The 16,084-nt window shown below is 73.1% G+C and carries 15 protein-coding genes and 1 pseudogene; 10 read left to right on the top strand and 6 right to left on the bottom strand.

The window, feature by feature from the left end; all coding sequences use genetic code 11:
- Positions 1-205: 205 nt before the first annotated feature.
- Positions 206-337 carry a hypothetical protein gene (locus J2S46_RS41110; protein WP_503129182.1) on the top strand — a complete coding sequence of 44 codons (132 nt, stop codon included), beginning with the start codon at positions 206-208 and terminating at the stop codon, positions 335-337.
- Between the two features lie 75 nt (positions 338-412).
- On the opposite strand, the gene J2S46_RS39500 is transcribed toward J2S46_RS41110, so the two are convergent.
- From J2S46_RS39500 to J2S46_RS39485, 4 genes are all read right to left on the bottom strand, one after another.
- Positions 413-805, bottom strand: a complete 393-nt coding sequence (locus tag J2S46_RS39500; RefSeq protein WP_191294870.1) for a hypothetical protein — start codon at positions 803-805, stop codon at positions 413-415.
- Between the two features lie 472 nt (positions 806-1,277).
- Positions 1,278-2,024 carry an SDR family NAD(P)-dependent oxidoreductase gene (locus J2S46_RS39495; protein WP_191294871.1) on the bottom strand — a complete coding sequence of 249 codons (747 nt, stop codon included), beginning with the start codon at positions 2,022-2,024 and terminating at the stop codon, positions 1,278-1,280.
- 316 nt (positions 2,025-2,340) lie between these two features.
- The gene (locus J2S46_RS39490) at positions 2,341-3,951 is read right to left on the bottom strand and encodes an AMP-binding protein (RefSeq protein ID WP_307352698.1); all 1,611 of its coding nucleotides are present in this window, start codon (positions 3,949-3,951) and stop codon (positions 2,341-2,343) included.
- Positions 3,948-4,754, bottom strand: coding sequence for a p-hydroxycinnamoyl CoA hydratase/lyase (locus tag J2S46_RS39485; protein ID WP_307352696.1), 807 nt, complete (start codon positions 4,752-4,754; stop codon positions 3,948-3,950). The genes J2S46_RS39490 and J2S46_RS39485 overlap by 4 nt, the downstream gene beginning before the upstream one ends.
- A gap of 260 nt (positions 4,755-5,014) precedes the next feature.
- On the opposite strand from J2S46_RS39485, the gene J2S46_RS39480 reads away from it, so the two are divergent.
- Positions 5,015-5,452, top strand: coding sequence for an Imm32 family immunity protein (locus J2S46_RS39480; protein WP_191291071.1), 438 nt, complete (start codon positions 5,015-5,017; stop codon positions 5,450-5,452).
- A gap of 209 nt (positions 5,453-5,661) precedes the next feature.
- Here J2S46_RS39480 and J2S46_RS39475 read toward each other — a convergent pair.
- Positions 5,662-6,412, bottom strand: a pseudogene (locus tag J2S46_RS39475) (IS701 family transposase); the annotation flags it as partial.
- A gap of 83 nt (positions 6,413-6,495) precedes the next feature.
- Here J2S46_RS39475 and J2S46_RS39470 point away from each other — a divergent pair.
- Together J2S46_RS39470 and J2S46_RS39465 are read left to right on the top strand one after the other, a co-directional pair.
- Complete coding sequence (locus J2S46_RS39470) at positions 6,496-6,828, top strand: type II toxin-antitoxin system PemK/MazF family toxin (protein WP_191290923.1); 333 nt, start codon at positions 6,496-6,498, stop codon at positions 6,826-6,828.
- Positions 6,829-7,446: 618 nt separating this feature from the next.
- The gene (locus tag J2S46_RS39465) at positions 7,447-8,151 is read left to right on the top strand and encodes a hypothetical protein (RefSeq protein ID WP_191290924.1); all 705 of its coding nucleotides are present in this window, start codon (positions 7,447-7,449) and stop codon (positions 8,149-8,151) included.
- 24 nt (positions 8,152-8,175) lie between these two features.
- Here J2S46_RS39465 and J2S46_RS39460 read toward each other — a convergent pair whose 3' ends face one another.
- Positions 8,176-10,614: an AfsR/SARP family transcriptional regulator gene (locus tag J2S46_RS39460; RefSeq protein WP_229912855.1), complete on the bottom strand. Its 2,439-nt coding sequence runs from the start codon at positions 10,612-10,614 to the stop codon at positions 8,176-8,178.
- A 252-nt stretch (positions 10,615-10,866) separates the two neighbouring features.
- Here J2S46_RS39460 and J2S46_RS39455 point away from each other — a divergent pair, with 252 nt between their 5' ends.
- The 6 genes from J2S46_RS39455 to J2S46_RS39430 all read left to right on the top strand — a co-directional run bounded on the left by J2S46_RS39455 (position 10,867) and on the right by J2S46_RS39430 (position 16,015).
- Entirely contained in the window at positions 10,867-11,082 is a 216-nt protein-coding gene (locus J2S46_RS39455; protein WP_191290925.1) for a hypothetical protein, read from the top strand.
- Between the two features lie 140 nt (positions 11,083-11,222).
- Positions 11,223-11,876: a MauE/DoxX family redox-associated membrane protein gene (locus J2S46_RS39450; protein WP_191290926.1), complete on the top strand. Its 654-nt coding sequence runs from the start codon at positions 11,223-11,225 to the stop codon at positions 11,874-11,876.
- Positions 11,873-12,430 carry a thioredoxin domain-containing protein gene (locus J2S46_RS39445; RefSeq protein ID WP_191290927.1) on the top strand — a complete coding sequence of 186 codons (558 nt, stop codon included), beginning with the start codon at positions 11,873-11,875 and terminating at the stop codon, positions 12,428-12,430. The genes J2S46_RS39450 and J2S46_RS39445 overlap by 4 nt, the downstream gene beginning before the upstream one ends.
- Positions 12,427-14,400, top strand: coding sequence for an ABC transporter ATP-binding protein (locus J2S46_RS39440; protein WP_191290928.1), 1,974 nt, complete (start codon positions 12,427-12,429; stop codon positions 14,398-14,400). The genes J2S46_RS39445 and J2S46_RS39440 overlap by 4 nt, the downstream gene beginning before the upstream one ends.
- Positions 14,397-14,879: a S26 family signal peptidase gene (locus J2S46_RS39435; RefSeq protein ID WP_229912856.1), complete on the top strand. Its 483-nt coding sequence runs from the start codon at positions 14,397-14,399 to the stop codon at positions 14,877-14,879. The genes J2S46_RS39440 and J2S46_RS39435 overlap by 4 nt, the downstream gene beginning before the upstream one ends.
- Before the next feature lie 182 nt (positions 14,880-15,061).
- Positions 15,062-16,015 (top strand): hypothetical protein, encoded by a 954-nt coding sequence (locus J2S46_RS39430; protein ID WP_229912857.1) that lies wholly within the window; start codon positions 15,062-15,064, stop codon positions 16,013-16,015.
- The last annotated feature ends 69 nt before the right edge of the window (positions 16,016-16,084 follow it).

Below are 16,084 nucleotides of genomic sequence, written 5' to 3'. Positions count from 1 at the left end.
CCACCAGCCGCAGCCGCAGCCGCACGCCCAGGCCGGGGCACCCTCCGCACCACCACCCCGGCACACCCCGGCCCCCACACCGCACACCCCCGCCCAGGCCGGGGCACCCACCCACGGACCACCATCTCCGCCCCCGCACGCCCGGGCCCAGGCCCGGCACACGAACCCGGACGGCGAAGACCTACAACGCGCCCCAAAGCCCCCAATGTGCCACCGTGGAAACAGACCCAGACCCATCCCCCCGCACGAAAGGAACGCCATGTCCTCCAAGCGACGCCGCAAGAAGAAGGCACGCCGCAAACACAACGCCAACCACGGCCGCCGCCCCCAGTGCTGAACACAACCCCACACCCACCCACAACGGGGCGCCGCCACCACACGACGCCCCACAACTACACCTAACGCCGCACACTCACTCCCCCCGCGACACCACCCCTGACCCCGCCCCCCGGTCCGCTACCCCAGCAGCAGGCGAAAGCGGCCCGCGCACAGCCGTCCCCAGACAGCCGCCCGCCTCGTCCAGCACCACCTCGGCCCGGCGCAAATGACGCAGGACGACCGGCAGCAACGTCCCCCGAAAACGATCCGCCCGGCGCAGTTCCCCGGCGGCCTCCTCCAAGAAGGCGCCCGCCCGGCGCACCGCGTCCCCCCGTGCACTGGCCACGTACTCGACCGCAAGGTCCGCCAGAGCGTCCGCCAGTTCGGCAGCACCCGGATCCTCCACCGGCTCGCCCCCGAAGAACACCATCCGCTCCGCGATCCGGACCAACGCCGCGTCCCTGCGCCCCACCCACCACACCGTCACGCTTTGAGCATGCCCTGTCACCGCACGCCGTGGGCCAGGACGGCGAAACTCGCCGACACCCCCACCCGCCCACCGAAAGACCCGTACCCTTGACCGCAAAACGCGAGAGGGGCGCCGGCGCGTGGACAGTGACCTGCGCAGTGCAGCCGTCGCGGCGCTCGTCGAACTGGCGCGAAGGCAGCCGTCGACGACGGGCTCAGCCTGTTCGCCGACGACCAGGACAACGCCATGCGCCTCTGCGAGGAACTGTCACACGACACCGACGAGCGCATCGTCCTGGGAGCCCGTCAACTGCACAAGGCCCCGACAGAGATCCGCCCCGTCCTCCGCCCCGCCCAACGAGCCGACGATCGGCAGAAACGCAAGGACGAAGGACTCCAGGCCGTAGGAAGCTGGAGCACAACGGTGCGGACCCGAACCCGGATCACCCGGGTTCGGGTCCGCACCGCGCAGCGCGCCGATCGGCGCCCGCTCAGCCGAGCTTCTTCAGGCCGGCGCCGGTCAGCAGGTAGCCGGGGGCGACCTCGGCGGCCTGCGAACGCACCAGGTCCACCATCGCGTTGCCGGCGATCTCCGGGGTCAGCACCGGACCCATCTGCTGCAGGTACTCCTCCTGCGACTGTCCGTTGCGGGCGGCGTAGGCCCGGGCCGCGGAGCGGCCCAGCTCCGTCACCGGCGTCATCCGGGGCAGCACCGTCGAGAACGTGATGTCCAGCCCGGCGCGCTGCGCCTCGTCCTGCGCGTAGCCGGTGATGAAGCGCTGGGTGGCCTTCGCCCCCGCATATCCACCGGAGAGCGGCGAGCCGGCCAGCGCCGCCCCGCTGCTGACCACGACCACCCGCGCCCCCGGGCGCAGCGGCGTGAGGAGAATCTCCCGCAGCCAGTGGAAGGTGATCCGAACGTCGCTCTCCCAGTTCGCGGAGAACGTCTCCCAGGTGTGGTGCTGCAGCGGGCGCATGTGCGGGTTCGCACCTGCCACCAGGATCACGTTCGCGGGCTCGTGAAGGTCCAGGAGCCGGCCCGCCACCGACGCGTCACCCGCATCCGCGAGCTCGACCTGGATGCCGCCCTCCCCGTTGGTGGGCGCCGCGAACTCCCCCGCCGTACGGGAAACCGCCACCACCGGAGCCCCCGCCTCCGCGAATGCCGCCGCGATCCCGTGGCCCAGCCCCCGGCTCGCGCCCACCACGATCGTCGTCCGACCTGACAGATCACTCATGACAACCTCCTGAACAGCAACCGAAACCCGGACCGGGACGACCCCGGCCCGGAACCCGCACCATCGACCGACCCACCATCGATCAACCCACCAACGACACCACCTCGGCCGAAGACACCACGGGCCGAGGACACGGCTGCCTCCACCCGACGAACTTCCGTTCGGGCCGTCTCCTGAACCACGGCCGGCGGCGGGAAGGACGACGGCCGGCAGTCGACAACTATTTTGCAATAGAAAGCAGCTGACGATACGACAGACAAATCACGGTGGCGAACAGGCCACCGCAGCGACCACAGGACGGACCGCCCCGGACCGGTTACCGGGTTGCGCGTTCGCGTTCCTTGAGGCTGCGGCGTTCGGTCTTGCCGACGGGGGTGCGGGGGATGGCGTCGATGAACTCCACCCGCCGGATCTTCTTGTACGGTGCGACGCGTTCGGCGACGAAGGTCATGATCTCCTGGGCGGTGGCCGGTTCCCGCAGGACGACGAAGGCCTTCGGGATCTCGCTGGCCTCCTCGTCGGGCACCCCGATCACCGCCGCGTCCGCGACGTTCGGATGCGTCATCAGGACCGCCTCCAACTCGACCGGGGACACCTGCTGGCCCTTGTACTTGATCAGTTCCTTGATCCGGTCCACCAGGAACAGTTCCCCGTCCGCGTCGACCTTCCCCAGGTCGCCGGTGTGCAGGAACCCGTCCCCCTCCAGCACCTCGCCGGTGGCCCGCGGCGCGTCCAGGTAGCCCTTCATCACGTGCGGGCCCCGCACCAGGACCTCACCCTCCAGCCCCGGCCCCAACGCCGCACCCGTCGTGGTGTCCACGATCTTGAACTCGATGTTCGTCGTCGCCCGTCCCACCGACCCCGCAGGCGAACCCTCCACCTGCATGAACGACACCAACCCCTCGGTCAGCCCGTACCCCTGCGCGACCCGGCACCCCAACCGCTCCTCGCACAGACGCGCGATCTCCGGGTCCAACGCCGCCCCGCCCGAGATCACGGTCCGCACCGACGACAGGTCGAAGCGCTCCACCAGCGGACTGCGCGCCAGCAGCACCGCGATCGTCGGCACCACGTACAGACGCGTGATCCGATGCTCCTGGATCGCCTGCAGATACCCCTGCGGATCGAAACGCGGCATCGTCACCACCGTCGCGCCCTGACGCAGACTCGCGTTCAACACCATGATCAACCCGAACGCGTGATGGAACGGCGCCACCGCCAGCACCCGCTCCCCCTCCTCCAACGGCGCCCCACCGTTGGTCTGCAACACGTTCGCACTCATGTTGCGATGCGTCAGCATCACCCCCTTCGGACGCCCCGTACTCCCCGAGGAGTGCAACAACGCCACCACGTCCGACCCCGCGTCCACCCCCACCACCGACACCCCACGGGTCGGCGAACCCGACCCGCCACCAACGGCACCGCCGCCCGCTACGTCGTGGGCCGCTACGTCGTGGGCCAAGAGCTCGGAGAACGGCGTGGTACCGGGCGCCTGCCCGAACACCACCACCTCCCGGACCTTGGTGCCCGCCACCAACTCCGACGCCCTGGACGCCTGTTCCTCGGTCGTCACCAGCAGCACCGCACCCGACCCGCCCAGATGCCCCACCAGGTCCGCCGTCGTGTCCAACGGGTTCAGCACCACCACCGTGGCACCCAACGACGCCGCCGCGTGGAAGACCACCGGGAACTGCGGCACGTTCGGCGCCAGCAACGCCAGCACGTCCCCCCGGCCCAGACCCCGCCCCCCGAGGGCGCCCGCCACCCTCTCCACCCCGGCGACCAACTCCCCGTACGTGAAGGAGTCCTCCCCCGCCACGTCCACCAACGCCACCCGGTCCGCGTGACCGCCCGCCTCACCCAGCACGAACGTCGTGAACGCCACATCGGGAACCGGCGTCGGCGCGTGCGGCCCCGTGAAGATCATGACGCCGCGTCCCCACGACGGTAGGTGCTCAGACCCGGCTGGAAACTACGCTTCTCGAACTGCTTCAACGCCACGTTGATCCACTCGTTGCCCGTCAGACGCGACAACTCCCACAACTTCGCCTGGTCGTAGTCGATCGCCGCCGGCAGATCCGAGGCCCGGTTGTGCTCGTACACCTGCTTCGCCAACTCCAGCGTCACCGGATTCTTCTTCACCAGCTTCGCCACGATCCGGTCCGTCTCCGCGTCCAGCTCACCCGCCGGCACCGCCCGGTTCACCAACCCGAACTCCTGCGCCTGCGCACCCGTGAACGTGTCCCCCGTCAAAATGTAGTACAACGCCTGCTTGCGCGGCAGATTGTTCGCCGCCGCCCACGACGCCCCACCCGCCGGGAAGATCCCGAAGTTGATCTCCGACAACCCGAACAGGACATCCTCCGACGCCACCGCCAGATCACAGATCCCCGTCACCAACACCCCGCCACCGAAAGCGAACCCGTTCACCTTCGCCACCGTCACCGCCGGAAACGCCTTCAACCGCTGGAACCACCGCAACGCCACCAGATTCGTCCGGTAGAACAACATCGGATCCTCGTAAGGACGCAGGAAACACTCCTCCAGATCCATCCCCGCACTGAAACTGTCACCGTTCCCGGTGACCACCACCACCTTCACACCCCCCACCGTCTCGATCTCGTCCAACGCCGCATTCATGTCCGCATGCATCTGCGGATTCATCGCGTTCTTCTTCTCCGGACGATCCAACGCGATCGTCGCCACCGGCCCCTCGATCTCCAACTGCACCGTCTCAAGCTTGACCACCACAACGCCACCCAACCCTTCCGCACCGACACGAACCCGACCGGACAACCGACCAGGACAACCCGACCGGACAACCCCACAACGAAACCCCGGACCGCCACCCACAACACACAGCAACCGACACCCGGGACCGACCCCACGAGCATCACAGCACCCCAAACCACACCGCTTCTCCCAACGTGCCCAAGCCCCCGACCACACCACCAGCAGCCCCGTCGCGCGGGCACCGATAGGATCAGGCAGTGGACGATGACGTGACGATGGTGCAGGTCCTCTGCTCCAGTGAGAGCGGAGAACTCGAACTCACCGGACGGAGGCCGGATCTCCGGGCCCTCGGGCGACTCCTGCGCGGCCGGGCCGGCACGCACGCTCTGACCGTGAATCAAAACCCTTTCCCGTACGAGATGTCATTGCAGTGGATTTCGATGCGCGAGTACTCGGATCGAGACACCGCTTCGATCACGGCGGACGGGCACACCCTGCGGATCCACGGCGGGCGGGCCGCTCTCGACCTGCTGGCCGACAACGTCGAGGGTTTCGCTGCCGAAGCGGATGCCACCGACCACTGCCATGTCGACTTCCCGACGTACTCCTTCATCTCCGCCGAATCCCACCCACTGGTCATCGCCTTCCCCAGACAGGCGGGAGCCCGCGTGGCCAGCACCTCCGGTTCCGCGTAAGGAGAGGCCGGCAGCACCCCACGGCATTCCGACGAGCAGGCGAGGGGGCACGTGAAAAGGCGGCGCGGACATTCCCGACCCGCCACTTGGCCAGCGACCCGGGACGACGCGGACTCCACCCGGCATCCCTTCGCCGGCCGCGCCACCTTCCAGGCCGACGATCCTCGGGAGGCGCTGACCTTCAGCCGGCACGTCGGACCACACCGCGCGGGGACCCCGCGCGCCGCGGCTCCTGGCTCCTGGCTCTTCCCGGCGCGGGTGGGGACTTCGTGGGTCCGGGCGACGGCGAGCACGTAGCCGGCACCGCGTTCCTCCAGTGCGGACCTCAGCTTGGGGTTGCCACCGTGGACCTCGTCGCCGGCGACCCACGGGGCTCGGTGGCCCGCGTCCAGGAACCGGCCGATCATGCGGGCGGCCGGCTCCGGCTCGGTGGCGAACGTGGTCTGATCGCCGACCCCCGGCGGTCCGGCAGCGGTCGGGCTCGGAGGTCCACGAGCGCGGACCGTACAACTCCCGGTCCACCTGCATGACCGCGGCGGCCCGCACAGACGAGGTAGACGGCGACCTGCGAGTTCTCGATCCTTCCTGCGGTGCCGGCGTACTGGCGCTGGACGCCGACCGTGTGTATGCCCTTCTTCACGTCCCCGGTCTCGTCGACCACCAACACCGCCTGGTCGTCGTGCAGTTGTTCCACCACGTAGTCGCGCACCTCGTCGCGCACCGGATCGGCGTCCCGCCTGGCCCGGCCCAGCAGGTGTTGCATCCCGTCCGGAGTCGCCCCACCGGCCGTTCGGCGATCGCCCAGCAGTTCTTGCGGGGCAGGGCCGACAGCGGCCCGAGCACCAACCGCCGCACCCGGCGCCGGGGCTCGACCCGCGCGAAACGTCCCGCGATCCGGCTCGTCAGGCCCTCGAACGCCTCCTGCCAGCGGGCAGAGTCTACGCTTTGACCTGCGGCCACCCCGTGATCGTTTGTCTTCACACACCGATGATCAGCGGTGGCCGTAGCCATCCCCCCACCGACCCCCACCAGCAGGAGGACATATGCAACCTGGCGAAGTCTGGTGGGTGGATTTCGACGAGCGGCGGCCGGTCGTACTGCTGTCAGGAGAAGAGGCGTCCGGGATTCGGGCGATGCAGGTCGTCGCTCCCGCCGGCACCGAGATCAGCGGCGTGGGCGTCGAGGTGGCAGTAGGCGCCCCCGAAGGACTGCCCCTCGAAGGCGTCCTGAGAATCGCACTCCCACGTCCAGGCCTTATCCCTTGTACCTGGCTGGTCACTCTGACCGAGGAAGACCTGATCGAGCGGGCGGGAGTCCTGTCGTCCACGAAGCTCGGCGAGCTCAAGGATGCCCTACGTCTCGGAGGACTCGAGTAGGCCGACCGGACGCCTGGAGTACTGGGCATTCCGGCCTCGGAGGGCCGGCCACTCGGGTCGGGACGCCCTCGGCCCGGCGGTGGAAGGGCGTACGCCGGCCACCAGAGTGCAACTCTATGGTTGCGCCTGCGGAGGTGATGTGCAACTATCAAGTTGCATCAACGGCGACAGTGATTGGAGTCCCCCATGAGCGACGCACTGATCGAAGGCGACATCCCGGCCGTGGCACCCGACGACCTGATCTGGTCCCTGACGGTGGAGCCCGGCCTGCCGGTGGCCGTGGGGTGACCACGCGGGGCCCGGACCGGATTCCATCGGGAGCCGCGGCCGGTGCTCGACCGCTCCGCCGGCCCGGTGCCCAGCAGTTCCCCGCCCGGCTTCCCCGCCCGGCTTCCCTGCCCTCGTGGCCCGTGACCGAACCGGGCCACCAACCGTCGCCGCCGCGCCCACCGCCGCGCGCCGCCCGCGATCGGGCCCCGTCCACGCGACCGCCCTGCCCAGTTGTCCCGCACCCGTGGCCCGAGCCGCGGGCCGTCGGCGTCGCCCGGGACGACCGCGCCCGGCCGCCGAGCGGGCGGGCCACCCTCGACCACCCGCCCTACCGACCAGGAGAACGCCATGACGCACCGGCCGTCCCACCTTGTCACCGTCGCCCTCCCGGCCGCCAGGGAACATCATTCCAAGGAGATCCTGCACGTCACGCCCCTGCATCTGCAGCAGGCGCTGGAGACGGCGGAGGCCTTCCAGCAGGCGAACCCCGGGCAGGGGCAGGCCTTCGACCACGCGAGGATCCTGCGGGCCGCGCGGACCCTGCCCGACAGCACCGTGGTGCGGACCACCGACGGCACACTGGTCGAGGACACCATCCGGATCAGCACACTGGTCCGCGAGCTGGCCGGCCATCTGTTCGCGACCCTCGAACTCACCTACACGGACGTCCACTTCAGGAGTCAGGTGAAGGCCGCCCTCACCAACGCCTTCACCGGCCTCGCCGAGCAGCACGACGACAGCTGGCTGCGCTGGCTGCCCACCGACGGCACCAGCACCGGCTACCGCTACAACCTGTTCCTCGTCCTGCAGAACGAGGAGACCGCCGACAGCCTGGCCGCCGCACAGATCAGTCTCACCGTCACCGTCGGCCTGCCGAAGCACCGGGTGCTCCGGCTCACCACCGGCGACACCGCCCGCTTCAGCCTGCGCGTCCAGGCCCTGCACCTCGTCCAGACCCTCCAGCCCGATCTGGCCCTGCAGACGCCCGCCGCCCAGCAGCTCACCTCCGTCCCGGCGCCGGGCGCCGAGCGGCCGCTCCCCCGCTCTTCCTGAACCGTGGCGGCCGGGAGCCCGGGCTCAGGACAGGCAGACCCGGACCCGGGCTGGGGTGGGACGCTCCGCCGTGCGGCCGGGGTGGGTGACGCGGCGGGCCGTGGACCGGACCGGTTCGCCGACCGGGCAGCCCAGCGCGCCGGAGCGGAGTGCCTTCGGGCCGCGGAGTTCGTCCTGGTCCGCACCCGCCGCCACCGCGCCGGGACCGAGCACACTCTCCTGGTTCCGGAGGAACCCGTCGAGCGCCCGGGCCAGTTGGCGCGCGGGGGTGTCCGCGCGCTGCTGCTCGGCGAGACGCCGGGCGGCGAGCAGGCAGGAGCGCTCGACACGGAACCACGACCTGGCTGCGCGCCGGTCCGCCAGCGGCTGGGGAGTCACCCCGTCGAGGGGCGGCCGGAGGTCGGCGCACCTGCGCGGGTGGGGACGGAGGATCCGGTCGCCCGCGTGCGCGGTGTGCAGGTAGAAGTCCAGGACGCGCCGCAGGGCCCGCTCCCCCGACTCGTCCTGCCGGTGCTCCCTCGCGTACAGGCGGGTCAGGGCGTTCATCCGGTACCGGCCCGGTGCGTGCTCCTGCAGCAGGTGCAGCGACTCCAGCTCCCGCAGGGCGGCCCGGGTGGCGGCCGGTGAGCGGGCGAGCAGGCTCGCGGCCGCGGGCAGCCCGATCTCGGGGCCGGGCGCCGCCCCGAGGTACCGGAAGGCCTCGGCGGCCCCCTCGGTGAGGGCCCGGTAGGACGCCCGGCAGGCCGCCCGTACGTCGGCCCCGGGCCCGCCCGCGTCCAGCGCGTCGAGCCGGGCCGACTCGTCCCGCAGCTCCTCGGCGAGGGCGGCCAGCGGGTGGCCCGCCCGGGCGGCCGTGCGGGCTCCCGCGACGGCGACGGCCAGCGGCAGGCCGGCGCAGTGGTCCAGCACGGCGTGCGCGGCGGCCGGGTCGGCCGCCACCCGGTCCGCCCCGAGGTGATGGCGGAGCAGGTCCAGGGACTCGGACGGGGTGAACACGTCCAGCGGCAGCAGGTGCGCGCCGTGGGTGACGGCGAGCCCGGTCAGCCGGCGGCGGCTGGTGACCAGGACGGCGGGCCCGGCGGTGCCGGGGAGCAGCGCGGTCACCTGGCCGGCGTCGGCGGCGTTGTCCAGGACGATCAGCAGGCGCCGGTCCGCGAGCAGGTCACGGTACAGCCCGGTCAGTGCCTGCGGGTCGGCCGGCCGCGCGGCCGGGTCGACGCCGAGCGCGTCGAGGAGGATCCGGACGGCGGCGGCGGGTGCCAGCGGCTCCCCGACGGGGCCGAAGCCTCGCAGGTCGACGTAGAGCTGCCCGTCGGGGAACCGTCCGGCGTTGCGGTGTGCCCAGTGCAGGGCGAGCGAGGTCTTCCCGATGCCGCCGCTGCCGGTCACGGCACAGATCGCCGGCGCGCCACCGGACTGTGCGGGATGGCCCAGGGTCCTCTCCAGCACGCCGAGTTCGGCCCGTCGGCCGGTGAACCATCGCGGCGCACAAGGCAGTTGCCGCGGCACTGCGGCCGCCTCCGGTGGCTCCACGGCAGTGGACGGCGTGCCGGGGGCGGGCGGCGTGCCGGGGGCGGTGAGGGTGGCCGTCTCCCCGCTCGGGCCGGGCGGGTCGATCGCCGGATCGGCGGCGAGGATCTGCCCGTGCAGCCGCCGCAGTTCGGGGCCAGGGTCGCTGCCCAGCTCCTCCGCGAGTGCGGTGCGGACCTGCTCGTAGGAGCGCAGGGCCTCCGCGATCCGCCCGCTCCGGTAGAGGGCGAGGAGGAGTTGAGCAGTCAGGCGTTCGTCCAGCGGATGCCTCCGGTGGCAGGCGGCCAGCTCGGTCAGCAGGACGGCGTGCCGTCCGCGGCGCAGGTGGAGGTCGTTCCGGTCGAGCCGGCAGGCGTGCCGTTGCTCGTTCAGCGTCTCCCGGGCGGAGTTGAACCATGGTGTGTCCACCCCGGCGAAGGGTTCGCCGCGCCAGAGTCCGAGTGCCCGGTCGAACAGGGCGGCCGCCCGGTCGCCGTCCGCCGATCTCGCCCGCGCCACCAGGTCGTGGAAAGCCTGCACGTCCACCGCCTCCGCGTCGGCGAGCAGCGCGTAGCCGCCCGCGCGGCGCGCGATCATGGACGGCCGGCGCAGGGGCTCGCGGTCCGTGCGGTCGGCGGCGGGGAGGTCGGCGCGGCCGAGGGCAGCTGACGTGCCGAGGGGGTCTGACGTGCCGAGAGGGGCTGGCGCGACGACGGGCACCGGGGTGTCCAGGACCCGGCGGAGCCGGGAGAGATAGGTGTAGAGGGTCGGTGCGGCGCGCTGTGGGGCGCGGGCGCCCCAGACCCGGTCGGCCAGTCGGTCGGGCGGGACCGTGCGGTTGAGGTCGGTCAGCAGGGCCGCGAGCACCGTTCGTTGCCTGGCCGGGCCGAGGTCCAGGCAGGCGCCGTCCCGGACCGCCCGGATCTCCCCGAGCACCGCGAACCCGATCGTCAACGCGTCCCCCACCCTGAGCCCTGCAGTGCCGCCGTGTCCCGGCCCGTGCCGTCCCACCAGGCGATTCTAGGTTTGATCAAGGTTTCGGCAAGGGCGGCCCCGCAGTGTTGCCCTGCCGCTTGCACCGATGTGCCCTCGGGGACAGCGGCAGGCACCACCAGACCCGTTCGGAACCTTTCCCGAGCGTTCCGAGCCGTCCCCAACCGCTTCCGAACCTGTTCCGAAGCGTTCCGACAAGAGATGGGAGCAGCCATGCGTCAGTGGCTCCAGAACCTTTCCGACACCCTGGTCGACCGGCTCGTCCCGAAGGCCGAGGCCGCCGCGGCGACCGAGTGCTGGACCGAGACCGTCTGCGTCCGCAACACCGGCACCGCCTTCTGCGGCTACAGCGGGAACATGGCCACCTTCACCTACCTGGTCTGCCCGGACGGCACCCGCACCTACAAGGGCATGCGCTGCGGTTGTTGACCACCGTGCCGGCCGGTGCGGTTCGCTGACCGGCCGGTGATCCCGGTGGGGTGCGCGGGCACCGCACCCCACCGGGGCACGACCCTTCGCCCGGCGACCGCGTCGCCGAGGCGGTTGCGCCGAGGAGGAGTACGTCCGTCGTGGAGATCGTCGTCCGGGTGGGCCAGGGCTGTCTGCTGCTGGTCTTCGTCCTGTCCGTGCACGGGAAGGTCCGCAGCCGGCGCGGCTACGCGGAGTTCACCGCGTCGGTCCGCGCGCTGCTGCCGCTCGTCGCCGTCCGGGCCCGGCCGCCGGCCGTCCGGATGCCCGCCGTCCAGGTGTCCAACGTCCAGGTGCCCAACGCCCCGGCGCCCGCCGGCTCGGCCGGCGCCTCCGTGGTGGCCGGCGCGGTCGTGGCCGCGGAGGCCGCCGTCGTGCTGGCACTCGCCGTGCCGGCCACCGTCCCCGTCGGCCTCGCCCTGGCCACGGCCCTGCTCGCCCCGTTCACCCTGCTCGCCCTCGCGGCCGCCCGTCGCGGGAGCGGCACCCCGTGCCGCTGCTTCGGGCGGTCGACGACGCCGCTGGGCGCCGTCCACGCCGTACGCAACGCCGCACTGCTCGCCGTCGCACTGGCCGGCCTGGTGGCCTCCGGGCCGCTGGCGTCCACTCCGGCGACGGCCGGGCCGGCACACGGCGGTCCGGCCGTGACCTTCGCCGCCTGGCTGGCGGGCGGCGTCCTCGGCCTGCTCGCCTCCGCGCTGGACGACCTCGTCGGGCTCTTCCGGCCGTTGCCCCGAAAGGAACAAACCCCATGACCCTTCTCGCCGTTGCCGTCGCCGGAGTCGGCGCGCTGTCCCTGATCAACCTCGTGGTCGTGATCGGCGTCGTGCGCCGGCTGCGCGAGCACTCCGAGCGCCTGGCGAACGCAGGCGGGCCGGTGACCGGGCCGTCCGACCCGCTCGTGGCGCCGGTGGGCGGCCGGATCGGATCCTTCCGTGCGACGGGCAGCGGCGGTCCGGTCACGGACCAGGACCTGGCCGACGGGACTCTCGTCGCGTTCTTCTCACCCTCCTGCCCGCCCTGCCAGGAGAAGCTCCCCGGGTTCGTCGCGCATGCGGCGGACCAGCCGGACGCGGAGGGCCGGATCCTCGCCGTGGTGGTCGGGGACGCCGAGGAGTCCCGGCCGATGCTGGCCGCCCTCACACCCGTGGTGCGCACCGTCCACGAGGCCTTGGACGGGCCGGTCGGCACGGCGTTCGGCGTCCGCGCGTTCCCCGCGTCGGTGCGCGTCGCACGGGCGGCCGACGGGCGGCTGCTGGTGGCGGAGACCGCGGTGTGGCCGCGTGCGGCCGTCGCGGTGGCCTCGTGAGCGGGCCGGACGCACCCGGTGCGGACGACGGCACCCGGGGCACGCCACGCGTGCTGGCCGCAGCGGTCCGTCTGGTAGGCCGGGCCGCGCCCGCCGGCCTGACCGCCTGGCTGCTGCTGGCCCTCACCGCCTCCGCGGTGCCGGTGGCCGCGGCCTGGATCCTGCGCGGGGTGCTCGACCGCCTGGTGGCAACCGTCGGGACCGGCGCCGGGGCCGGGGCCTCGTCGGGGTCCGCCTCCGGTTCCGGCCCCGGCGCCTTCACGACCTTGGCCCTGCTGCTGGTGGCCTGCGGGGTCACCGTCGCGGTGGTCCCCCAACTGCTGCAGTACCTGCAGGCGCAGCTACGGCGGGCGGTGGGGCTCCGGGCCCAGCTCGAACTGCACACCGCCGTCGACCGGTTCGTGGGCCTGAGCCGCTTGGAGGACCCGCGCTTCCTCGACCGGCTCCGGCTGGCCCAGCAGTTCGGCGGGTCCGCCCCGGTGGACGTGGCGGGCAGCGGGATCGGGCTGGTCGGTGCCCTGGTGACCCTCACCGGGTTCCTCGGGACGCTCGCCCTGCTCGGCCCCTGGACGGCCGTGGCCGTCCTCGCCTCCGGACTGCCGGTCCTCTGCGCAGAGTTGGCGCTCAGCCGCCGCCGGGCGGAGCTGACCTGGACGGTCGGGCCGGCGGAGCGCCGCGAGCTGTTCTACGCGGCGCTGCTGACGAACCTCCAGGCCGCCAAGGAGATCAGGCTGTTCGGCGTCGGCCGTCACCTGCGGGAGCGGATGATCACCGAGCGCCGGACCGCCGACGCCGCCAGGCAACGGCTGGACCGGCAGGAGCTCGGCGTCCAGGCCGGACTCGCCCTGCTGTCGGCCGTGGCTGCCGGCGCAGGACTGCTGTGGGCGGTGGCCGCGGCCGGCTCCGGGCGGATCGGCCTCGGGGACGTGACCGTCCTGGTGGCCGCGCTGCCGGCGGTGCAGGGGGCGCTCGCCGCCCTGGCCCTCGAACTGGCCCGCGCCCACCAGTCTGCCCTGATGTTCCGTCACTTCATCTCGGTGACCGGCGCTCCGGCGGATCTCCCGGCGCCCGCGCAGCCGCGGCCCGTACCGCCGCTGCGCGACGCGGTGGAGCTGCGCGACGTCTGGTTCCGCTACGGCGACCGGCAGCCCTGGATCCTGCGGGGCGTCGACCTGGTGATCCCCGCGGGGCGGTCGGTGGGCCTGGCCGGCCTCAACGGCGCCGGCAAGTCCACCCTGGTGAAGCTGCTCTGCCGGTTCTACGACCCGACCCGCGGGCAGATCCTCTGGGACGGCGTCGACCTGCGCGAACTCTGCCCGCGCGAGCTGCGCCGGCGGCTCGGGGCGACCTTCCAGGACTACATGGAGTACGACCTCACCGCCCGCGAGAACATCGCCCTCGGCGATCTCACCGCCCTGACGGACCCCGGCCGCCGGGTCGAGCAGGCCGCCGAACTGGCGGGCGTCCACGACAAGCTCACCGGCCTGCCGCACGGCTACGACACCCTGCTCAGCCGGATCTTCTTCAGCGAGCAGGACAAGGAGGACGCCGGCACGGGCCTGGTGCTCTCCGGCGGCCAGTGGCAGCGGCTGGCCCTGGCCCGCTCCCTGGTCCGCTCCGACGCCGACCTGCTGATCCTGGACGAGCCGAGCTCCGGCCTGGACCCGGAGGCCGAGCACAGCGTCCATCAGCGCCTGCGCGACCACCGGGCGGGCCGCGCCGGGCTGCTCATCTCGCACCGGCTGAGCGCTCTGCGGGAGGCGGACACCATCGCCGTCCTGGAGGACGGCCGGATCACCGAGACGGGCCCGCACCGGGAGCTCGTCCGCCGCGGCGGCTCGTACGCCCGCCTGTTCGCCCTCCAGGCCGGCGGGTACGGGGCCGCCGAGGAGACCGGCGGTGACGCAGCGGTGCCGAGCGCCGCAGGCGCGAGTGCGGACGCGGGCACCGGCAGGGACGGGTGGACGTGAGGTCCGTACGGCTCGTCCGGTGGATCCACCGCGTCCTGCGCGGCCGGGTGCTCGCCGTCACGGTGACCGGCCCCAGCATGGAGCCGGGCCTGCGCGACGGTGACCGGGTGCTCGTGGTGCGCCGTCGCGCCCGTCGGCTGCACCGGGGCCAGGTCGTCGTCCTCGGGCCACGGGCGGCTCCGCCGGTCGTGCTGGGAGCCGCACGGGCGGGGAGCCTGCCCGCACCGGACGAGCGCCCGGTGGGCCCCGCCCAGTTGCTGATCAAACGGATCGCGGCCGCCCCCGGTGACCTCGTCCCCGCCGCCCTGGCCGCCGCCCTGCGCTGCCCGCCGGGCTCGACGGTGCCGCCGGACCGCTTCCTGGTCCTCGGCGACAACGGGCCCCGCAGTGTCGACTCCCGGCACTTCGGCTACGTGACGCGGGAGCAGGTGGTCGGGGTTGCCGTCCGCCCGCTGCGCCCGGCGCCGGCCGGGCGCTGAACGGGGGCGCACCGGACGGGACGCCTCCCGGTCGGCCGTCAGCGCGGGCCTGGCACCCGGGCACGCCGCCACCTGCACGGGGGCCGCTCCCAGGGGGACGGTGCCAGGCGGCATCCCGGCCCTCGCCGCCGGGTCGGCCGGCGGCGGCCGGCCCCGCGCAGGCATGTGCCAGGATGACGCCGGTGTCGATGTTGATCCTCAAGTTGCTCCTCGCCCCCGCGCTGGTGGTCGCCTCCTCCTTGGCCGGGCGCCGCTGGGGGCCGACGCTGGCGGGCACGCTGGTGGCCCTGCCGATCGTGGCGGGGCCGATCCTGTTCATCACCTGGCTGGAACACGGCCGGGATTTCGCCGCGCGGGCCGCCGGGGCCTCGCTGCTGGGGCTGGTCTCGCTGGCCCTGTTCGCGGTGGTCTTCGCCCTGCTCGCCCGGACGGCACGGGCCGGACACTGGGCGGTCACACTCGTCCTGGCCTGGACGGTCTGCCTGGCCGCGGACCTCGTGCTGAGCCGGCTGTCGGTGTCGCCCGTCCTCGCGCTGGGCCTCTCCCTGGCCGCGACCGCCTGCGGCGCGAAGGCCCTCGGCCGGGCCCGCGCGGGTGAGGTGCCGAAGGCGCCGCCGCCCCCACGGTGGGACCTGCCGGCCCGCGGGACGGCGACCGCGCTCCTGGTCACCGCGCTGACCACGGCCGCCTCACACCTCGGCCCCGACCTGACGGGCGTGCTCGCGCCCTTCCCGATCGGCACCAGCGTGGTGGCGACCTTCGCGCTCGCCCAGGGCGGAGCGGCGGTCGCGGAGGCGACCCTGCGCGGCGTGCTGCGCGGTCTGGTGGGCTTCGCCGCCTTCTGCTACCTGGTGGCCGTGCTCACCGGGCCCCTGGACGGCGCGGCCGCGTTCGGCATCGCCGTCGTCTGCACGCTCGCCCTCCAGCTGGGCGTCGGACGGTTGCAGGGCACCGTCGCGGCACGGCGGACGGCCCGCGCCGCGCACCCGGAGGAGCCCGCACCCGACGACTCGCCCGTCCGGGCGACAACCGGGGCGCTCCCCGGTCCTCCTTCCCCGTCCGGCGCCGCCGGCCCCGGCCCGGGCGGCCTGCTGTCGTCGACCGCCGCCGAAGGCCGCTCCCGGCCGTCCCCCTGACGTCCGGGAGCGGCACGGTGTCCGGTCCGCTCCCGGACGACGCCGCAGTGCGCGCCGGTGCCGGTGCCG

This window comes from Kitasatospora herbaricolor (genome assembly GCF_030813695.1).
Lineage (GTDB): Bacteria > Actinomycetota > Actinomycetes > Streptomycetales > Streptomycetaceae > Kitasatospora > Kitasatospora herbaricolor.
Note: the sequence above shows the minus strand (reverse complement) of the source record. Positions and strands in the feature narration are given on the sequence as shown.